The sequence below is a fragment of the Samsonia erythrinae genome, assembly GCF_004342665.1.
In the GTDB taxonomy this organism is placed as follows: domain Bacteria; phylum Pseudomonadota; class Gammaproteobacteria; order Enterobacterales; family Enterobacteriaceae; genus Samsonia; species Samsonia erythrinae.
In genome coordinates this window covers 75059-92699 of the sequence record NZ_SMBY01000008.1, presented here as the reverse complement: position 1 = coordinate 92699, position 17641 = coordinate 75059, and the positions used below count along the sequence as shown (strand labels likewise).

The following is a 17641-nucleotide window of genomic DNA, read 5'->3' as shown; positions in this document are numbered from 1 at the left end:
ATATCATGGATAATCTGAATCTGAACAAACACATTTCCGGTCAGTTTAATGCCGAGCTGGAGCATATCCGCACACAGGTCCTGACCATGGGCGGGCTGGTGGAGCAGCAGTTGAGCGACGCCATCACCGCTATGCATAATCAGGATGCACAGCTGGCTCAGCAGGTGATTGAAGGTGATGCCAAAGTTAATATGATGGAAGTGGCGATCGATGAAGCCTGCGTGCGCATTATCGCCAAACGTCAGCCGACCGCCAGCGACCTGCGTCTGGTGATGGCGATCATCAAAACCATCTCAGAGCTGGAGCGCATGGGAGACGTGGCGGATAAAATCTGTCGCACCGCGCTGGAGAAATTCTCCCATCAGCATCAGCCGCTGCTGGTCAGTCTGGAGTCATTGGGACGCCACACCGTGCAGATGTTGCATGATGTGCTGGATGCGTTTGCCCGTATGGATCTGGACGAAGCGATTCGTATCTATCGCGAAGACAAGAAAGTGGATAAAGAGTACGAAGGGATTGTGCGTCAGTTGATGACCCACATGATGGAAGATTCCCGCACCATCCCCAGCGTGCTGACGGCGCTGTTCTGCGCCCGCTCTATTGAGCGTATCGGCGATCGCTGCCAGAACATCTGCGAATTTATCTTCTACTTCGTCAAAGGGCAGGATTTCCGCCACCTTGGCGGCGATGCGCTGGAAAAGCTGTTGGTGCAGAAAGATAAAACAGCGGGAGAGTAACGCTGCGTTATGCTACGACGATAAGGCCCTGTTTACAGGGCCTTATCTGTATGCAGCGTTGAACCGGGACGAGAAGGAATACCGGCCAGTTATACCGACGCTCTGTTTATTACGTTACCAGCAGGTAAATCCGCCGTCGACCAGCAGGTCTACCCCAGTACAGAATGATGATGCGCTGCTGGCGAGGAAGATAGCCGGGCCCGCCATCTCCTCTACAGACGCCATGCGTTGCATCGGCGTCTGGCTTTCGAATGATTTCGTCTGATGCACCATTTCGGGCCGCGTATTCATGGGGGTTGCGGTGTAGCCTGGGCTGATGGTGTTGACGCGGATATTTTTATCGACCCACTCCATGGCCAGACTTTTGCTCATGTGGATCACCGCCGCCTTTGAGCTGTTATAGTGTGCCTGTTCCAGCCCGCGGTTAACGATGACGCCAGACATGGAGGCGATGTTAATGATTGAGCCGCCGCCACTTTCCACCATCAGTTCTGCCTCGGCTTTGCAGGCATTCCACACGCCGGTGAGGTTGATATCAATCACCGTTTGCCACTGTTCTGATTCCATTTCCAGCGCCGGATTAGCATTGGCGATACCGGCGGCATTCACGGCAATATCCAGCCGACCGTACTGGCGCTTCGCCAACTGCACCGCCGCGCGCAGTTCGCTTAGCTGGCGCACGTCGCCGGTAAACAGACAGGCTTCGCCACCTAGGGAAGCGATATTTTTTACCGTTTCCGCAAGGCCGCCATCTTCCCGTAAGTCGAAGCACACCACTTTGGCGCCCGCGCTCGCCAGACCATAAGCGATTGTCTGGCCGATACCGCTGCCTGCGCCGGTGACGAACGCAACGCGATCCTTGAGTCTAAATAACGTTTGAGCAAAATCTTTCGTTATCATTTTTCTGTTCTCCATCCTTTCAGGACATGATTAAACCGCCGTCAACGTTGATGGTTTGACCGGTGATATAACGGGCATCATCCGACGCAAGGAAGGCGACAAGACCGGCCACGTCCTGCGGTTTACCCGCGCGTTTTAGCGGAATGCCCTGTACCCATTCGGCCATCAGTTCACCTTTGCCATACCGTTTTTGTTCGTTACTGAGGATTTGTCCCCAGACGCGATCGTTGTAATCCCACATCTCACTTTCAATAATGCCGGGGCAGAAAGCATTAACGGTGATGTTCCAGGCTGCCAGCTCCTGCGACAAACTTTGCGTGATGCCAATGACGCCCATTTTGCTGGCTGCGTAGTGGGGGGTATAGATGAACCCTTGACGTCCCTGCCCGGATGAGGTGTTGATGAGACTGCCGTGACGTTGTTTGACCATGTATTTTGCGGCTTCGCGACAGCACAGCCAGACGCCGGTCGTATTGACGGCCAACACCTTCTCGAAGTCGGTTTTGGGCATACGGTCGAAATAGTCGATAGTGATGATGCCGGCGTTTTGAACGGAGACATCAATGGTGCCGAAGCGCTCCGCCGCCTGCTGGTACAGCGCCTGAACCTGTTTTTCATCGGTGACATCGGCCTGTATGGCGAGAATGTCGGCCTGATATCGCTGGCGCAGCTGTTCTGCCGTTTCGTGAACCCGCTCGGCATTAGAAACCATGACCAACCGGGCGCCGTCTCTGGCAAAACGTTCAGCGATACCGGCGCCAATGCCCCGGCAGGCCCCGGTAATGACGATGGTTTTATTGTGGAAATCTCGTTGCATGGTGTTCTCCTTAAACAAGCCGGGCCCGCGGGCATCCGGCGATGTTTTTCTTAGCCTTGTGTGGCTTGAGTACGCTGCGCGAGGCCCTGTTTCTCTTCATGACGGCGCAGTAGGATGACTTTATTTTGCAGGCGTTGTTGGAACTGATCGATCACGACGGCGGTGACGATAACCACACCTTTGATGACCATCTGCCAGAAATCGCTGACGCCCATCATGACCATGCCGTCGGCGAGGAAAACGATGACAAACGCCCCGATAATCGAGCCAAAGACGCGGCCACGTCCGCCCGCCAGTGCCGTACCGCCGAGTACCGTGGCGCCGATGGCATCCATTTCAAACATGTTGCCGGTCATTGGGTGGGCGGTTTGCAGCTGTGAGGCGACGATCAGCCCAACCAGTGCGGCGCACAGGCCGGAGAAGGCGTAGACAAAGATTTTTACTTTTACGCCGGGGACGCCGGCCAGACGTGCGGCGGATTCATTCCCGCCGATGGCATAGATATAGCGGCCCAGCGGCGTTTTACTGGTGATCCAATAGCCTACGATCAGGAACGCCAGCATCAGCCAGATGGGGATGTAAATTCCCAGCAGCGTACCGGAGCCGAGCAGAGAGAAACCGGTGTTGCCCAATTGCGCCATGCCGTTCAGATTAGGGTAGGTACTACCGTTGTTAAACAGCAGCGCCACGCCGCGCGCCACGTACATCATACCCAGCGTACAAATAAACGGCGCGACGCCGAATCGCGTGATTACCGTACCGTTGATCAGACCGATAAGCATGCCGAAAATTGCAACAACGAAGATCACTTCCAGTACGTTGAAAAAGACAATATTGCCGCCCCACAGCGGCAGCCCGTTGGTCAGCAACGCCCCCGCGACCATGCCGCAGATCCCCGCCACGGCGCCGACCGACAGGTCGATGCCGCCTGTCAGAATCACCAGCGTCATACCTATCGCCAGCAGGCCGGTGATGGCGACATGCTGAGTCATAATCAGCAGGTTAGAGGGTGTCAGGAAATTCGGTACCGTCACGCTGAAAAAGGCGATCACCAGCAACAGGGCAATAAACGTTCTGGCTTTCAGCAGGGTCATATAAATCATATATTTCTGGTTCATGATGCGTTCCAGCCTGATTAGTCTTGAGGGGTTGACGACGCGATAAGCTTTTCACGGGTGATGGCCTGGCGCGGTAAATCCGCAGTGATACGGCCATCGGCCATGACCAGAATGCGGTCCGCCAGCGCCATCACTTCATCCAGCTCTGATGAGGAGAACATCACCGCCAGTCCTTGTTGCGCCATGCGACCGATAAGGTGGTATACGTCGGTTTTGGCGCCGACGTCGATTCCCCGCGTCGGTTCATCGAGTAGCACCACCTGAGGTTGCGTCATCAGCGCTTTTCCCAGCACCACTTTTTGCTGGTTGCCGCCGCTGAGTGAGGTGATAGGCAGGTCGGGGTCGCCGACTTTAATCGCCAACTGCTGAACCATGTCTTTCACGCTGGTGCGTTCCTTGCGCGGGTTTAGCCATTTCCAGGCGCGGCGAAACCCTTTGAGGCTCAGATCGGACAATGTCATATTGGATTGAATCGACATCAGTTGGATGACGCCTTCTTTCTGGCGGTCTTCCGGCACCAGCGCCAGCCCTTTCTTCAATCGCGCGTGGAAGCCCGCTTTGTCGAGGCACTGGCCGTTCAAATGTACGCTGCCATGCTGACAGGGCATCAGCCCGATGAGTCCTTTGAATAACTCGGTGCGTCCGGCGCCGAGCAGGCCGTAAATGCCGACAACTTCGCCTTTTCGCAGGCTAAAGGTGACATCGTTAAGTTTGTAGCCGCCGCTCTGGTGCAGGGCCGTCAGGCCGTTGACATTCAGCACGGTTTCACCGTGAGGCGCACGCTGATAGTCAAAATGTTTTTTCTTATCGCCCACCATTTGCTCGATAATCCACGGTATGCTGGCGTCGCTAACCTGCCGTTCACTGATGAAACACCCATCGCGGAAAATGGTGATGTGGTCGCCGATTTCCATCAGCTCTTCCAGACGATGGGAGATATAAATAATGGTGACGCCGCGGCGTTTAAGCTGTTCAATGACGCTGAACAGCACTTTTACCTCCGACTGGCTGAGCGCGGAGGTTGGTTCATCCATGATCAGCACCCGCGTATCTTTTGATAACGCGCGGGCAATTTCGACCAGTTGTTGGTGGCCGATACCCAACTCTTCCAACGGCGTATAGGGATCGACGTCCAGTTCAAGACGCTCAAGCAGGGATTTGGCTAACGCATACTGGTATTTTTCATTAATCTTGCCGTGCTGAAAGAACTCATTGGCAATAAAAATATTGTCCATCACATTCATATTCGGGAATAAGTTCAATTCCTGAAAAATAATGCTGACGCCGTGTTTTTCCGCCTGATGCGTGGAATTCAACGTGATCGGCTTCCCGTCAAGAATGATTTCGCCAGAGGACGGCGTTTCCACGCCGGCCAGCATTTTCATCATTGTTGATTTACCCGCGCCATTCTCGCCAATCAGGACATTCACCTTATTGCGATAGACTCGGTAATTCACATTGTCCAGCGCGGTAACACCGGGATAAACGCGGGATAAATTGCGCGTTTCAATAATAATATTGCTCTCGGCAGACGGTGCATTAACGAGATCTTGCTGCGGCATCTTATTTCTCCTCCGAAGGCACGATCTTCGCGGGGGTAATATCGGGTAGCGTGGTTGGCGTATCCCACGCGGAAAACACCCCGTAAATTTCCACATTTTTTCCGACCGTTAAGTCTGCCGCCTGGATCATCTTGACCGCTTCATCGTTGATGGCCCGGCTGTAGTCACCGTAAAGAACCTGATCGTTGAAGTCGCCGTAGCTTGTGTCTTTGTAGCCGTCGCGTAATTGCGTACCACGAAGGGTCGGCCCGATTTGCACCACTACGCGGTTGCCGCTGGTGTCTTGCAGCGTGAGCTTACCGCTGCGCGACGAGGTATCAATGTTGTCGATTTTTCCCCTGATGTTGACAAAGAAAATGCACGGGTTTTCTTCCTGAGCACGGTAACCCAGCGTTTCGCAGGCGGCGTCAAAGTCTTTTGCCGTATTTATTGCGGCCAGTAGTTCGTCAGCCGGACGAGCCAGCGAAACCACCTGTGGAACCAGTTTTTCTTGCCAGGTTTGCGCGATGTTTGCCATGTGTGGATTCGGCGGCGATTTTAGTTCGGCCAGCTCTTGTTCGGAGACAATCCGGCAACCGCCCAGCATGAGAAATGCCAGCATGAGACATGCTTGCTTATACATAACCCCTCCTTTGCGCCCCCGGCGGGGCGGGGGCGCAAGACAACACGAAATCAAGACTTGATATTGAAATCCTGCACCTTGTCTGCGTTATCCTTATCAATCAGGATGCCGCGGAACATGACGCGCTGTTTGGCGGGTTTTTGGCCATTTTGCAGGTAGTTATCCAAATCGGTAACGCCCTGCGCGGCGACGGCCTGGGCCTGTAGCATTACGGTTGCCTGCAACGAGCCGGCTTTTACCGCATCGCGTTCATCATTGCTGCCGTCAATGCCAACGACGATCACATCGTTGCGGTTGGCGGCTTTCAGCGCCGCAATCGCGCCCAGCGCGACCGGGCCATTGCCGCAGATCACCCCTTTTACATCCGGGTGGGCCTGGAGAATGCTGTCCATGATGCGTTTGCCGTCAATCAGGGTGCCTTTCGCATCCTGTTTGGCGATGCTACGCATTTCCGGGTATTGATCGAGAACCTGATGGAATGATTTGGAGCGGGTGACGCAGTTATTATCCGCGAGGTTACAGGTTAATTCTGCGTATTTGCCTTTCTCGCCCATTTTCTCCACGAATACGTTGGCGACTTCAGAACCGGCCTGAAAATTGTTGTGGGTGATTTGGACTAATGCCACGTCGTCAACGGGAATTTCGCGGTTAATCAAGACCACCGGGATCCCCGCGTCTTTGGCTTTTTTCACCGCGGCGACGCTGGCGGTCGAGTCGGCATTATCGAGAATAATGCCCTGAACCTTTTTACCGATCGCCGTGTCGATCAGCTCATTTTGTTTTTTAACATCTTCGCCATGCGACAGAATGGTGGTTTTGTATCCGAGCGCCTGCGCTTTTTCGCTGGCCCCTTTCGCTTCGGAGGCATAATAAGGGTTATCCAGCGAGTTCACGAGGATCATGATAGTGCCTTTTTCCGCCGCCTGAGCGGACAGGGAAAACGCGGTCATGGCGGCAAAGGTCAGTAGGGATAGACGTAATTTCATAACGATGTTCTCTCTTTAGTTATTTTCGGGTACGGGGGAAACAACGTAAATGCGATGACTTGATTCAACTGTGGTTCGTTGATGGCGGCTGCCATCGGGTCCTTTCCACGGCCTGTTGCCAGCCGCGCCATCTTTCCTGCAAACATTCATGACGCGCCATGTCAGGCTGGAAGGTATGGTGTCGGGCGCTGAAGGCGCTGAGTTCCTCCTGCGAGAGGTGGTCCAGCGCTTTGCGGGCGAGCAGGGCGGCACCGATGGCTGACAGTTCTGCGACATTGCTGCGCATGACCGGGCAGCCGAGCAAGTCAGCCTGAAACTGCATCAGCCAGTCGTTTTTCGTTGGTCCGCCATCCACCATGAGTGCGTTAAGCGAAAAGTCGTCATGCTGGCGCATGGCGTCAACAACATCGGTTATCTGGTAGGCGATGGATTCCAGCGCGGCGCGGATTAGATGTGCCTGCGTCACGCCACGGCTCAACCCGCAGATTGTCCCTCTGGCCCGATCGTCCCACCACGGTGCGCCGAGTCCTGTCAACGCCGGAACAAAATAGACGCCCAGCGTCGAATCGACGGATGCGGGCAGGGTATTTAAGCGCTCAGCCAGCGCCGGTTCGGCCAGGTCATTCAGGCCGGTGCTGTTTACCATCCATGCGACGGCGTCGCCGGTATGTGGAATATTGCCTTCCAGCCCGTACACCAAATGCTGCCCGTCATGCCAGGCCACCGTGGTCGCCAGCGCCTGAACGGTGCTTTGCGGCGTGCGTACAGGCGCCATCACCGATGACCCCGTGCCGTAGGTGGCTTTAACGCGGCCCAGTTCGCCCAGGGCATGACCAAACAGCGCGGCATGGGAATCGCCAATCATCGACAGGATCGGCAGACCATCGGGGATAAGGGGCAGGCCGCGGGTATAACCGAACAGGCCGCTGGAGGGTTTTATCGTCGGCAGCGCAATACGCGGCAGATGAAAAATATTTAGCATCTCGTCATCCCACTGCCCGTTGTGCAAATTAAGCAGTTGGGTGCGTGCGGCGTTAGAGTAGTCGCAGGCAAACTGTTCGCCGCCCGTGAGATTCCACAGCAGCCAGCTATCGATGGTTCCAAGGCAGATTTCACCCTGCTGTGCGAGTTGCAGACCCTGGGGGATGGATTCCAGCAGCCAGCGCATCTTCGAGGCTGAAAATAGCGGCGCGACGGGAAGCCCGGTGATCGTTTTTATTTTTTCTTCGAGGCGATTGTGACGCAGTGATTCGCAAAAATCCGCGCTACGACTGCATTGCCAGGTGATGGCGGCGTTCAGGGGTTTTCCCGTATGGCGGTACCAGCCAATTGCCGTTTCACGCTGGTTGCTGATGGCCAGCCCGGCAACGTTGTTCGCGCCGACATGGGCAATCGCCTGTGAGATGACGTTTAAGGAGGCGGAAACCAGCATTTCTCCCGATTGTTCCACCCAGCCTTCGCGCGGCGTCTGAATGGTTAACGGCTGAGAAAATTTGGCGATGACGTTCCCCTGTCCGTCCAACGCCACGGCTTTGGCGTTGGTTGTCCCCTCGTCGAGAGCGATGATAACGTTATTATTGGTATTGAGCATGGCTGTACTCCTGAGTCACATCTATCATCCCGGCGTCGAATAGTGCTTCCCTGGTGCCCTATCACATTCCAGTCAGGATCTTGTGCGACATTCTGTTATCATTTTTGTCACTAATGAATATATATTCTGTATTGATTATATATTTTATACCTTAGCCAGAATCCTTCAGCCAAGCCACTGGCAAAAGCTTCATTTGTGCTGGTAATCACATTTATCTGCAAAGAGGAAAAGCGTATGAGGAAAAATCGTCAGGCTGAAGGGATGTTCTATATTAATGAATATTAAGGATTTTATTTTCCCGCCTTTAGGGGTATGACACAGTAAAAAGGCGGGGGACGCTGAACCTGACGGTTGGCTTAGTCTTCCATCAGTCCCCTGGCTGTGGGGTAATCGGTGATTAAAACATCAATGTAGCCGCCGTTCAGGGCGCCTTTGATGGCGGCGACTTTCTCGGTTCCACCAGCCAGTGCGACCACATTTTGGCAATTTTTGACTTTATCAAGTTCCATTCCGATCACCGGATCTTCATCGTCCCGCAATACGGCTTTGCCCTGTTTGTCATAATAGTGGAGGCAAATATCCCCCACCGCGCCACGCTCTGCCAGCACCTGAAGCATGTCTTCGTGGTAATAGTTTCCGGATGTTTTGAGTAGCTGTGACGGCTCAAGAATACCGATGCCGACAATGGCGATATCCATGTCATCGAAGCGGGCAATGACGTCGGCAACATCTTTACTGGCGAGTAGCCGGTTTTTCTCTTCCATCGACCCTTCAATGCTCTGTGAGGGAAGAAGCCATGCATCGCAGTTGAGCTGTTTCGCCAGCGTCTGGGTCAGGATGGTGGCCTGTACGTTGCCGTTAGGGCCGACGCCGCCAAGCAGTTGGATCACGCCGCTCGCCTTCAGGTTCTGCGTATGGACTTCATCAACCATGGCGCGAATGGTTGAGCTCCACGAGGAAACCCCGACGAGATCTTTCGGCCGCAGGCGGGTTTCCAGATAGTGCGCGGCGGCGGAGCCGATGGCGCGTTTGATAGTATGGTCTGAGGCATCGTCTTCCGTATCGACGACGATGGCTTGTTTGATGCCGAAACGGTCTTCAATGCCTTTTTCCAGATTGAGGAAAATGTTGGAAGGCTGCACCACGCTGATTTTTACCACACCTTCTTTCTGACAACGGGTAATTGCTCTGGAGACAAATGACTGAGAGAGCGAGAGAAGCTGAGCGATATCTGACTGTTTGCGTCCCTCAAGGTAGTAAAGCGTTGCAATTTTTACCAGTAGCCGTTGTTCGTCCTGTTTAGCCATGTAGATCCCCAAAGAAGAGTTACCTGCCGCCATTATGTGAGAGCGACTCAGGATACGCGAAAAAAAAACGCCATTAAGTGTGATATGGCTCAAATTTTCATCGATTCTGCAATTCTGCTGTAGACAAAATCCCCGGATTGGCAAATAATTGAATAAAGAATCACATATGAATATATATTCAATTGCATTTCAGTTCAACTGAAAAGTTCACCGGGTGTCGGTATACCTGATGATAAGGAGGCAAAATGTATCTGAACACGTTGCATTGGCATCCTAACTGTTGCGTGTTGTATGAGAGTATCAGATTTTTTAGTCCCTTAAGGAATAAATATTCAATATTGAAATTAAATCCAGAGGTATTAAATGAATCCCTATAATTACGATATTGCCGCGCTGGAGCGCAAAGCGCGTGCCGTGCGTCGGCATATTATCAGGATGAACGCCAACAGTCCGGCGGGAGGCCACACCGGCGCCGATCTCTCTCAGGTTGAACTGCTTACTGCGCTGTACTTTCGGATTTTGAACGTCGCGCCCGATCGCATTGATGATAACGCGCGCGATATCTATATCCAGTCAAAAGGACATGCGGTGGGGTGTTATTACTGCGTATTGGCGGAGGCCGGCTTTTTCCCCGTGGATTGGTTAGCGACCTATCAGCACCCTGATTCCCATCTTCCCGGCCACCCAGTACGGCAAAAAACGCCCGGTATTGAGTTGAATACCGGGGCGCTCGGCCACGGTTTACCTGTCGCGGTAGGGATTGCGCTCGCCGCAAAACGCGATAATAGCCGTCGTCGGGTTTTTCTGATCACGGGGGATGGCGAGCTGGCGGAAGGCAGTAATTGGGAGGCCGCTCTGGCCGCCGCCCATTATGGCCTTGATAACCTGATTATTATCAACGACAAAAACAACCTGCAACTGGCCGGCGCTACCCGTGACATCATGAATACCGATCCGCTGGCCGACAAGTGGCGAGCGTTTGGCCTGACGGTGACGGAGTGCCAGGGGAACGATATGGCTTCGGTGGTGGCGACGATTGAAGGGCTGAAGCAGGAAGGAAAGCCGAATGTCGTTATCGCGAATACCACCAAAGGCGCCGGTATTTCCTTTATACAAGGGCGTCCGGAATGGCACCATCGGGTACCGAAAGGCGATGAGGTCGAGCTGGCTCTGGAGGAACTAAAAGATGAGTAATGCGGAACATCTGGCCAATGTCATGGTGCAGGCGTTTATTGATGCCGTCGAGCGCGGTATCGATCTGGTGCCGGTTGTGGCGGACTCGACCTCGACGGCAAAAATTTCGCCTTTTGTGCAGAAATTCCCCGAACGTCTGGTTAATGTGGGGATTGCCGAGCAATCTCTGGTGGGAACTGCCGCTGGGTTAGCGCTGGGCGGAAAAGTCGCGGTAACCTGTAACGCCGCGCCATTCCTGATTTCCCGGTCGAACGAACAGATTAAAGTGGATATCTGTTACAACAATGTCAATGTGAAGCTCTTTGGGCTGAATGCCGGGGCCAGCTACGGTCCGCTGGCGAGCACGCATCATTCTATTGACGATCTTGCGGTGATGCGTGGGTTCGGCAATATTCAGATTTTTGCCCCTTCGTCGCCGCGCGAATGCCGCCAGATTATCGACTATGCGTTAGCGCATACCGGCCCGGTTTATATCCGGATGGATGGTAAAGCATTACCGGAACTGTATGACGAAAATTACCGCTTCACGCCGGGCGCCGTCGTCACATTGCGCGAAGGTCGCGATATCGCGCTGGTGGCAACGGGATCGACCGTGCATGAAATCGTTGACGCGGCGGCGATGTTAGCGGATAGCGGCATACGGGTGAAGGCGATCGGTGTGCCGTCGCTGCGTCCCTGTGATACGAACGCTTTACTGGCGGCGATGCGTGATTGCCATACTGTCATCTCTGTTGAAGAACATAACGTGAATGGCGGTTTAGGTAGCCTGGTGGCGGAGGTGTTGGCGGAATCCGCCGCGGCGATCAGGCTGAAACGGCTAGGGATCCCGGATGGTGAATATGCCGTGGCGTCCGATCGGGCTTACCTGCGTCAGCATCATGGATTTGATGCGCGCAGTATCGTCGAGTTGGTTAAGACTTTTGTGTAACGTACTCAGCCCGGCAGCCAGAAGTCCCGCCGGGCTCCCCTCAGATACGTCAGATTACCGTCTTCCATCTGCTTAAAAACCCCTTTTCAGCAGAATAATCTGCCAAAACACCTAAGTAACCTAAGGTTATATTATAGCTGTTTATGTTATTTCCCGCGTTTTCGACCTGCTGATAGCCTGCAATTAATACAGTAATAATCAAGGGGCAGGGAATGAAAAAGCGTGTTTTGGCAGCGGCTTTATTGGCTACATTGGCCTCCGTTTCTGGCGTGGCGCAGGCTGATAAGCTGGACGATATTCAGAAAGCGGGCGCGGTGAAAATTGCCGTCTTCGACAGTAATCCGCCGTTTGGCTATGTTGATCCGCAAAGCAAAAAGCTGGTGGGTTATGACGTGGATATCGCCGAGGCGATTGGTAAGGCGCTGGGGGTGAAGGTGGAGCTGCGCGCGACTAACCCGGCTAACCGCATTCCGCTGTTAAGCTCGCAGAAAGTCGATCTGATCGCCGCGAACTTCACTATTACCGATGAGCGCGCCAAACAGGTGAATTTTAGTATTCCTTACTTCGCTACCGGACAGAAATTTATCGCCCGCAAAGGCGTGCTGAAAACGCCGGAAGACATCAAGACGCTGCGCATTGGCGCGGATAAAGGCACCGTGCAGGAAATCACGCTGCGCGAACATTACCCGACAGCCAAAGTGATTTCCTATGACGATACGCCGCTGGCCTTTGCCGCGCTGCGTAACGGTAACGTTCAGGCGATTACCCAGGATGATGCCAAGCTGGTCGGCCTGCTGGCTAACGTGCCTGATGCGCAGAAGGCGGAGTTTGAAATCTCTCCCTTTAGTATCACGAAAGAGTATCAGGGCATCGGGATCCCCAAAGGGGAAGAACGGCTGACGGCGAAAATTAACGACACGCTGATTGACCTGGAAAAACAGGGTGAAGCGAAGGTGATTTACGATCGCTGGTTTGGGCCGAGCACCAAGTCTGCGCAACCGCGCGGTGACTTTACTTTTGCCCCGCTGGACCAGCAGCCTAAATCCTGATCTCAGACGCGTTCGATGCGATGATCCTCGCCCTCTGTCTCGCAGGGGGCCTTTTTATTCTGTAGGATATCTCTCGTGATAATGACAAAGAGAAATTAAGCGCATGGATTCGGTGCTGCAATCGCTTGAGTCGTGGCTGTTGGCTCCTCAGTATCTCACCTGGCTGTGGCAGGGTTTTCTGATCACGCTGGGGATTTCCTTTTGTACGATCGTGCTGGCGACGGCGTTGGGTTTTATTCTGGCGGCCGCCAGAGATAGCCGGATGCCGGTGCTGCGCGGCGCCATCGTGGCCTACAGCTCGCTGTTTCGCAATACGCCGCTGCTGGTGCAGCTGTTTTTCTGGTATTTCGGCGCCGGGCAGCTTTTTCCCGCCGGGATGATGCAGTGGCTGAATATGCCTCATGCGGCGTCCCTGTTCGGCCTGACCGTGGCGTGGCCGTCCTTTGAGTTTCTGGCCGGGTTAGCGGGGCTGACGCTCTACTCCAGCGCCTTTATTGCAGAGGAGATCCGCGCCGGTATTCGCGGTGTGGCGCGCGGGCAAAAGTACGCGGCGCACGCGCTGGGACTCACGGACTGGCAGGCTATGCGCTATGTCGTGTTGCCGCAGGCGTTGAGAATCTCACTGCCGCCGCTGCTCGGGCAGTACATGAATGTCGTGAAGAATTCATCGCTGACGATGGCGATCGGCGTTGCTGAGTTGTCTTACGCTTCGCGTCAGGTAGAGACGGAAACCTTGCGTACCTTTCAGGCGTTTGGCGTCGCGACGGCGCTGTATATTGCGATTATTGCCGTGATGGAAGGCTGGGGTATGTGGCGTCAGCAGCGTCGTCTGGCGGAGAGGCACTGAAATGGATTTTACCGTTATCACCGACAACATCAGCTATTTAATGTGGGGCACCTTTCCTGATGGTCCGCTGGGCGGCGCGGCGCTGACGCTGGTGATGAGCCTGCTGGCGGGCATCGCCTCTGCCGTACTGGGCACAATCCTGGGCGTGGCGCTGGCGATGTCCCGAGGCGGGTGGAGCGCACTGTTGGCGATGGTGCTGGGGTTCTTTCGCGCGATCCCTGTCATCATGCTGATTTTCTGGACTTACTTCCTGCTGCCGATCGTATTTGGCGTCGATATTCCTGAAATTACCACCGTCGTCTGTGCATTGGCGCTGATCGCTTCGGCGTATCTGGCGCACGGCGTAAAGGCCGGTATTGTCGCGATCGGGCGTGGTCAGTGGCAGGCGGGACTCTCGCTCGGGCTAAGCCGCTGGCAGGTATTGTGGCAAATTGTTCTGCCGCAGGCGCTGCGAATGATGGTGCCTTCCTTCATTAACCAGTGGATTTCCCTGATTAAAGATACCTCGCTGGCCTACATTGTCGGGGTCGGCGAGTTGACGTTTCTCGCCACGCAGGTCAATAACCGCAGCATGGTTTACCCGATGGAGGTTTTCCTGTTTGTCGCACTGGTCTACTTTGTGTTTTGCCTGTCGCTGGAACTGCTGGCTAACCGGGTTAACGCGCGTTTCAGCCAGCAGGAAAAACAGCCGAAGCGCCGTTTTCTGTGGCAGCGCAATAAGCCAGCCTGAGGCTGGCCCTCTTTGGATGTGCTACTGCGCGGTGATATTCCAGCCTTTTTCGCGCCAGATTTGCGGCAGTTCGCGCATGTCGTCGAACATCGTGACCAGCGGGTGATGGATAGGCTGGTTGTGGGGATCGGCGCAATAGTAGAACACCGGAATGCCCGCCGCGATGCCCGCCTGTACGCCTGCGGCGGAGTCTTCAACCAGAATGCAGCGCTCAATGGGGAGTTGTAACTGCTCGGCGGCGTGATACAGCACCGCCGGATCGGGCTTCCACTTTTTCAGGTCGTAGCCGCTGTAGAGGTGGTCGCCAAACAGATCGAGCATGTGCGTCAGGCCAAGCGAGTGCTGCATTTTGCTAACCGGGCCATTGGATACCACGGCCATCGGGACGGTGATGGATTGCACTAACTCGCGTGCGCCAGCGATAGGTTGCAGGAACGCATCGAAAAGGTGTTTCACCTCTTGCCGGAAATGGCGCTCCGCCTCTTCTACCGATACGCTTAAACCGTGCTGCTGGCTGATGCGCGTAATGATCTCGTACAGCTTCACGCCCTTATACGTTTTTATCACCTCTTCCAGCGATAACTTCACGCCATACGGGATGAAGATATTCACATAAGCCTGGCAACACAGCACTTCGCTATCAACCAGCGTGCCGTCACAGTCGAAGAAGACGCATTCGATACGGGGCATGACCAATCCTTATTGATGGAATAAAAAAAGATGAAATCGTAATACTCGTCACTTAAATCCCCTTGCGGGGAAACCGGATGATGAAGTTGCCACAGGGACGCCTTGCACCGTCGTCGCTCCGGTATCTCAATTCCTACACGTTCGAAACGAGATGAAGCCCTACTTTAACCAACTGACCTGATATTGCGACCTATAAAGCCGTTTTGGAACGATTTTTCCTGAAATCACGTCATTTCAATGGGTTGATTTATCCGTTTGGCGATGTCAGCCCCATAAAACGCATCGGTTTTGCTGATGGGCTGAAAAAAAATGCGGGTGGAACGTAAAAACGTATGGTTTTGTTATAGGATACCCGACGACAGTTATTTCCTTCTTTGGATTGGTACTCATGAATAAATCACAACCCGGTCTTGCTGCCGAGCAGGGCTTGCTGGAGCGCGTGTTTAAACTGAAACAACACGGCACGACAGCGCGTACGGAAACGATTGCCGGTTTCACGACGTTTTTAACCATGGTCTACATTGTTTTTGTTAACCCGCAGATTCTGGGCGCGGCGGGGATGGATACCAAAGCGGTCTTTGTGACCACCTGTCTGATTGCGGCATTCGGCAGTATTTTAATGGGGCTGCTGGCTAACTTGCCTGTGGCGCTGGCGCCTGCAATGGGGCTGAATGCGTTTTTCGCCTTTGTGGTTGTGGGGGCGATGGGGCTGCCATGGCAGGTTGCGATGGGGGCGATTTTCTGGGGCGCAATCGGTTTCCTTTTGCTGACGCTGTTCCAGATTCGCTACTGGATGATAGCCAATATCCCGCTTAGCCTGCGTTTAGGGATCGCGAGCGGCATCGGGTTGTTTATTGCCATGATGGGCCTGAAAAACGCCGGCATTATCGTTCCCAACCCTGAGACGCTGGTGACGATTGGCAACCTGACCTCACATAGCGTTCTGTTAGGGGCGCTGGGTTTTTTTATTATTGTGGCGTTGGCTTCACGCAATATTCATGCCGCGGTACTGATCTCCATCGTCGTGACGACGTCAATTGGTCTGCTGTTGGGGGATGTGACGTTTTCCGGCGTGTTTTCGATGCCGCCGAGCGTTACATCGGTCGTCGGTCAGGTTGATCTGGCCGGGGCGCTTAACCTCGGGATGTCGGGGATTATCTTCTCCTTCATGCTGGTTAACCTGTTTGATTCGTCCGGCACGCTGATCGGTGTGACGGATAAGGCGGGGTTGGTGGATGCCCGCGGTAAGTTCCCACGGATGAAGCAGGCGCTGTATGTGGATAGCGTCAGTTCGGTCGCCGGATCGTTTCTCGGAACGTCATCTGTCACCGCGTATATTGAAAGCTCTTCCGGCGTATCCGTTGGTGGCCGCACGGGGCTGACCGCCGTGGTCGTGGGGCTGCTATTCCTGCTGGTGATCTTCTTGTCGCCGCTGGCAGGGATGGTGCCGGCGTATGCGGCTGCCGGCGCCTTGATTTACGTGGGCGTATTGATGACGTCCAGCCTGGCGCGCGTGAAGTGGGATGATTTGACGGAGGCCGTTCCGGCCTTTATTACCGCCGTGATGATGCCGTTCAGCTTCTCAATTACCGAAGGGATTGCGCTGGGGTTCATTTCTTACTGCGTCATGAAATTGGCGACAGGGCGCTGGCGTGAGATCAGCCCTTGCGTCGTGGTGGTTGCGCTGCTGTTCCTGCTGAAAATTGTGTTTATCGACGCGCATTAATTTGCGCGTGGCTCCGGGGCTTTCCCGGAGCCTCAGCCTGCTATGCGGCGGCTGGCTACTGTGAAGCGGTAGAGGTGGCTTTTTCTATCGTGTGGCTGGTTAATTTCATATAGCGTACAGACTGGCGCTGCTGTTGGACGATTTCTCCCGCTTTTTTCATTCCCGCTGCCGAGGTGTATTTCCACACCATCAATCGATTAAGCGTGGGGACGTGGGCGCAGGCCCATGCCAGATAATCATCGACGTCGCTCATCACTTCAACGGCGGGAATGCTGCTTGAACGCAGCCTGCCAGAGGCCGGGTGGAGCTTCAGGCTCTCAGGCCGATAATTATTCACGCCGGGGATTTTCATCAGTGACTGACGGATCGTGCATAGCTGCGTTGAGGCTTCCAGCGGATCGCGCTGAGCGTTAATCCACGCCTGTTCCGCCTGCGTCTGTGCCTGCATCTGTGGAACGACCTGATTCGTTGGCCTGACATGAACGATTTCGATATCCATTCCCACCTTTCCTTCTTCGCTCAGAAGGATGGCGATGGTATTGCCGGCATAGCCGATGCTGAAATTGGGCAGGTTGGGGTCGGCAAAATAAGGACGCCCTTCAGGGGACATCAATAGCGTGGGTAATAGCGGATAGCCGAAAAAATAGAACATCATTTCCGCCAGCAGCACGCGGCTTTTCAGATAACGCTCACGGCGTTTGGCTGAAAAATGTTGCGTTGATGCGATAAGCCTGTCTGGCAGTCTTTGTAAGTCAGGAAGCGTTTCCGTGCTTGTCCACCTGACAAAATGGCAGGTCATTGTTCACTCCATGATGGCGATAAAATAGTGTAGGTCCG

17 protein-coding genes are annotated in these 17641 nt (G+C 54.3%); 7 read left to right on the top strand and 10 right to left on the bottom strand.

Annotated features, from left to right (window positions below; genetic code table 11):
* Nucleotides 1-5 precede the first annotated feature (5 nt).
* Nucleotides 6-737: a phosphate signaling complex protein PhoU gene (phoU, locus tag EDC54_RS13280; protein WP_132457115.1), complete on the top strand. Its 732-nt coding sequence runs from the start codon at nucleotides 6-8 to the stop codon at nucleotides 735-737.
* Between the two features lie 114 nt (nucleotides 738-851).
* On the opposite strand, the gene EDC54_RS13275 is transcribed toward phoU, so the two are convergent.
* From EDC54_RS13275 to EDC54_RS13240, 8 genes are all read right to left on the bottom strand, one after another.
* On the bottom strand, nucleotides 852-1637 hold the full coding sequence (locus tag EDC54_RS13275) for an SDR family oxidoreductase (protein ID WP_132457112.1): 786 nt from the start codon (nucleotides 1635-1637) through the stop codon (nucleotides 852-854).
* Nucleotides 1638-1656: 19 nt separating this feature from the next.
* Nucleotides 1657-2454 carry a glucose 1-dehydrogenase gene (locus EDC54_RS13270; RefSeq protein ID WP_132457109.1) on the bottom strand — a complete coding sequence of 266 codons (798 nt, stop codon included), beginning with the start codon at nucleotides 2452-2454 and terminating at the stop codon, nucleotides 1657-1659.
* 50 nt (nucleotides 2455-2504) lie between these two features.
* On the bottom strand, nucleotides 2505-3572 hold the full coding sequence (locus tag EDC54_RS13265) for an ABC transporter permease (RefSeq protein ID WP_132457106.1): 1068 nt from the start codon (nucleotides 3570-3572) through the stop codon (nucleotides 2505-2507).
* Nucleotides 3573-3589: 17 nt separating this feature from the next.
* On the bottom strand, nucleotides 3590-5134 hold the full coding sequence (locus EDC54_RS13260) for a sugar ABC transporter ATP-binding protein (protein WP_132457103.1): 1545 nt from the start codon (nucleotides 5132-5134) through the stop codon (nucleotides 3590-3592).
* 1 nt (nucleotide 5135) lies between these two features.
* Entirely contained in the window at nucleotides 5136-5756 is a 621-nt protein-coding gene (locus EDC54_RS13255; RefSeq protein ID WP_132457100.1) for a DUF2291 family protein, read from the bottom strand.
* Nucleotides 5757-5806: 50 nt separating this feature from the next.
* Nucleotides 5807-6742, bottom strand: coding sequence for a D-ribose ABC transporter substrate-binding protein (locus tag EDC54_RS13250; protein WP_132457097.1), 936 nt, complete (start codon nucleotides 6740-6742; stop codon nucleotides 5807-5809).
* Nucleotides 6743-6806: 64 nt separating this feature from the next.
* Nucleotides 6807-8333 carry an FGGY family carbohydrate kinase gene (locus EDC54_RS13245; RefSeq protein WP_132457094.1) on the bottom strand — a complete coding sequence of 509 codons (1527 nt, stop codon included), beginning with the start codon at nucleotides 8331-8333 and terminating at the stop codon, nucleotides 6807-6809.
* 356 nt (nucleotides 8334-8689) lie between these two features.
* Entirely contained in the window at nucleotides 8690-9640 is a 951-nt protein-coding gene (locus tag EDC54_RS13240; protein WP_132457091.1) for a sugar-binding transcriptional regulator, read from the bottom strand.
* A 363-nt stretch (nucleotides 9641-10003) separates the two neighbouring features.
* Here EDC54_RS13240 and EDC54_RS13235 point away from each other — a divergent pair, with 363 nt between their 5' ends.
* From EDC54_RS13235 to EDC54_RS13215, 5 genes are all read left to right on the top strand, one after another.
* Nucleotides 10004-10834: a transketolase gene (locus EDC54_RS13235; RefSeq protein ID WP_132457088.1), complete on the top strand. Its 831-nt coding sequence runs from the start codon at nucleotides 10004-10006 to the stop codon at nucleotides 10832-10834.
* Nucleotides 10827-11762 carry a transketolase family protein gene (locus EDC54_RS13230; protein ID WP_132457086.1) on the top strand — a complete coding sequence of 312 codons (936 nt, stop codon included), beginning with the start codon at nucleotides 10827-10829 and terminating at the stop codon, nucleotides 11760-11762. The genes EDC54_RS13235 and EDC54_RS13230 overlap by 8 nt, the downstream gene beginning before the upstream one ends.
* A gap of 212 nt (nucleotides 11763-11974) precedes the next feature.
* Nucleotides 11975-12811 carry an ABC transporter substrate-binding protein gene (locus tag EDC54_RS13225; RefSeq protein WP_132457083.1) on the top strand — a complete coding sequence of 279 codons (837 nt, stop codon included), beginning with the start codon at nucleotides 11975-11977 and terminating at the stop codon, nucleotides 12809-12811.
* Between the two features lie 103 nt (nucleotides 12812-12914).
* Nucleotides 12915-13658: an amino acid ABC transporter permease gene (locus EDC54_RS13220; protein ID WP_132457080.1), complete on the top strand. Its 744-nt coding sequence runs from the start codon at nucleotides 12915-12917 to the stop codon at nucleotides 13656-13658.
* 1 nt (nucleotide 13659) lies between these two features.
* On the top strand, nucleotides 13660-14388 hold the full coding sequence (locus tag EDC54_RS13215) for an amino acid ABC transporter permease (RefSeq protein ID WP_132457077.1): 729 nt from the start codon (nucleotides 13660-13662) through the stop codon (nucleotides 14386-14388).
* A gap of 21 nt (nucleotides 14389-14409) precedes the next feature.
* Here the strand turns inward: EDC54_RS13215 and yieH are convergent, their stop codons facing one another.
* A complete protein-coding gene (yieH, locus tag EDC54_RS13210; protein ID WP_132457074.1) occupies nucleotides 14410-15078 on the bottom strand; it encodes a 6-phosphogluconate phosphatase in 669 nt (222 codons plus the stop codon).
* Nucleotides 15079-15466: 388 nt separating this feature from the next.
* On the opposite strand from yieH, the gene EDC54_RS13205 reads away from it, so the two are divergent.
* Nucleotides 15467-16804, top strand: coding sequence for an NCS2 family permease (locus tag EDC54_RS13205; RefSeq protein WP_132457071.1), 1338 nt, complete (start codon nucleotides 15467-15469; stop codon nucleotides 16802-16804).
* A 55-nt stretch (nucleotides 16805-16859) separates the two neighbouring features.
* Here the strand turns inward: EDC54_RS13205 and EDC54_RS13200 are convergent, their stop codons facing one another.
* Nucleotides 16860-17603, bottom strand: a complete 744-nt coding sequence (locus EDC54_RS13200) for a 4'-phosphopantetheinyl transferase family protein (RefSeq protein WP_132457068.1) — start codon at nucleotides 17601-17603, stop codon at nucleotides 16860-16862.
* Nucleotides 17604-17641 lie beyond the last annotated feature (38 nt).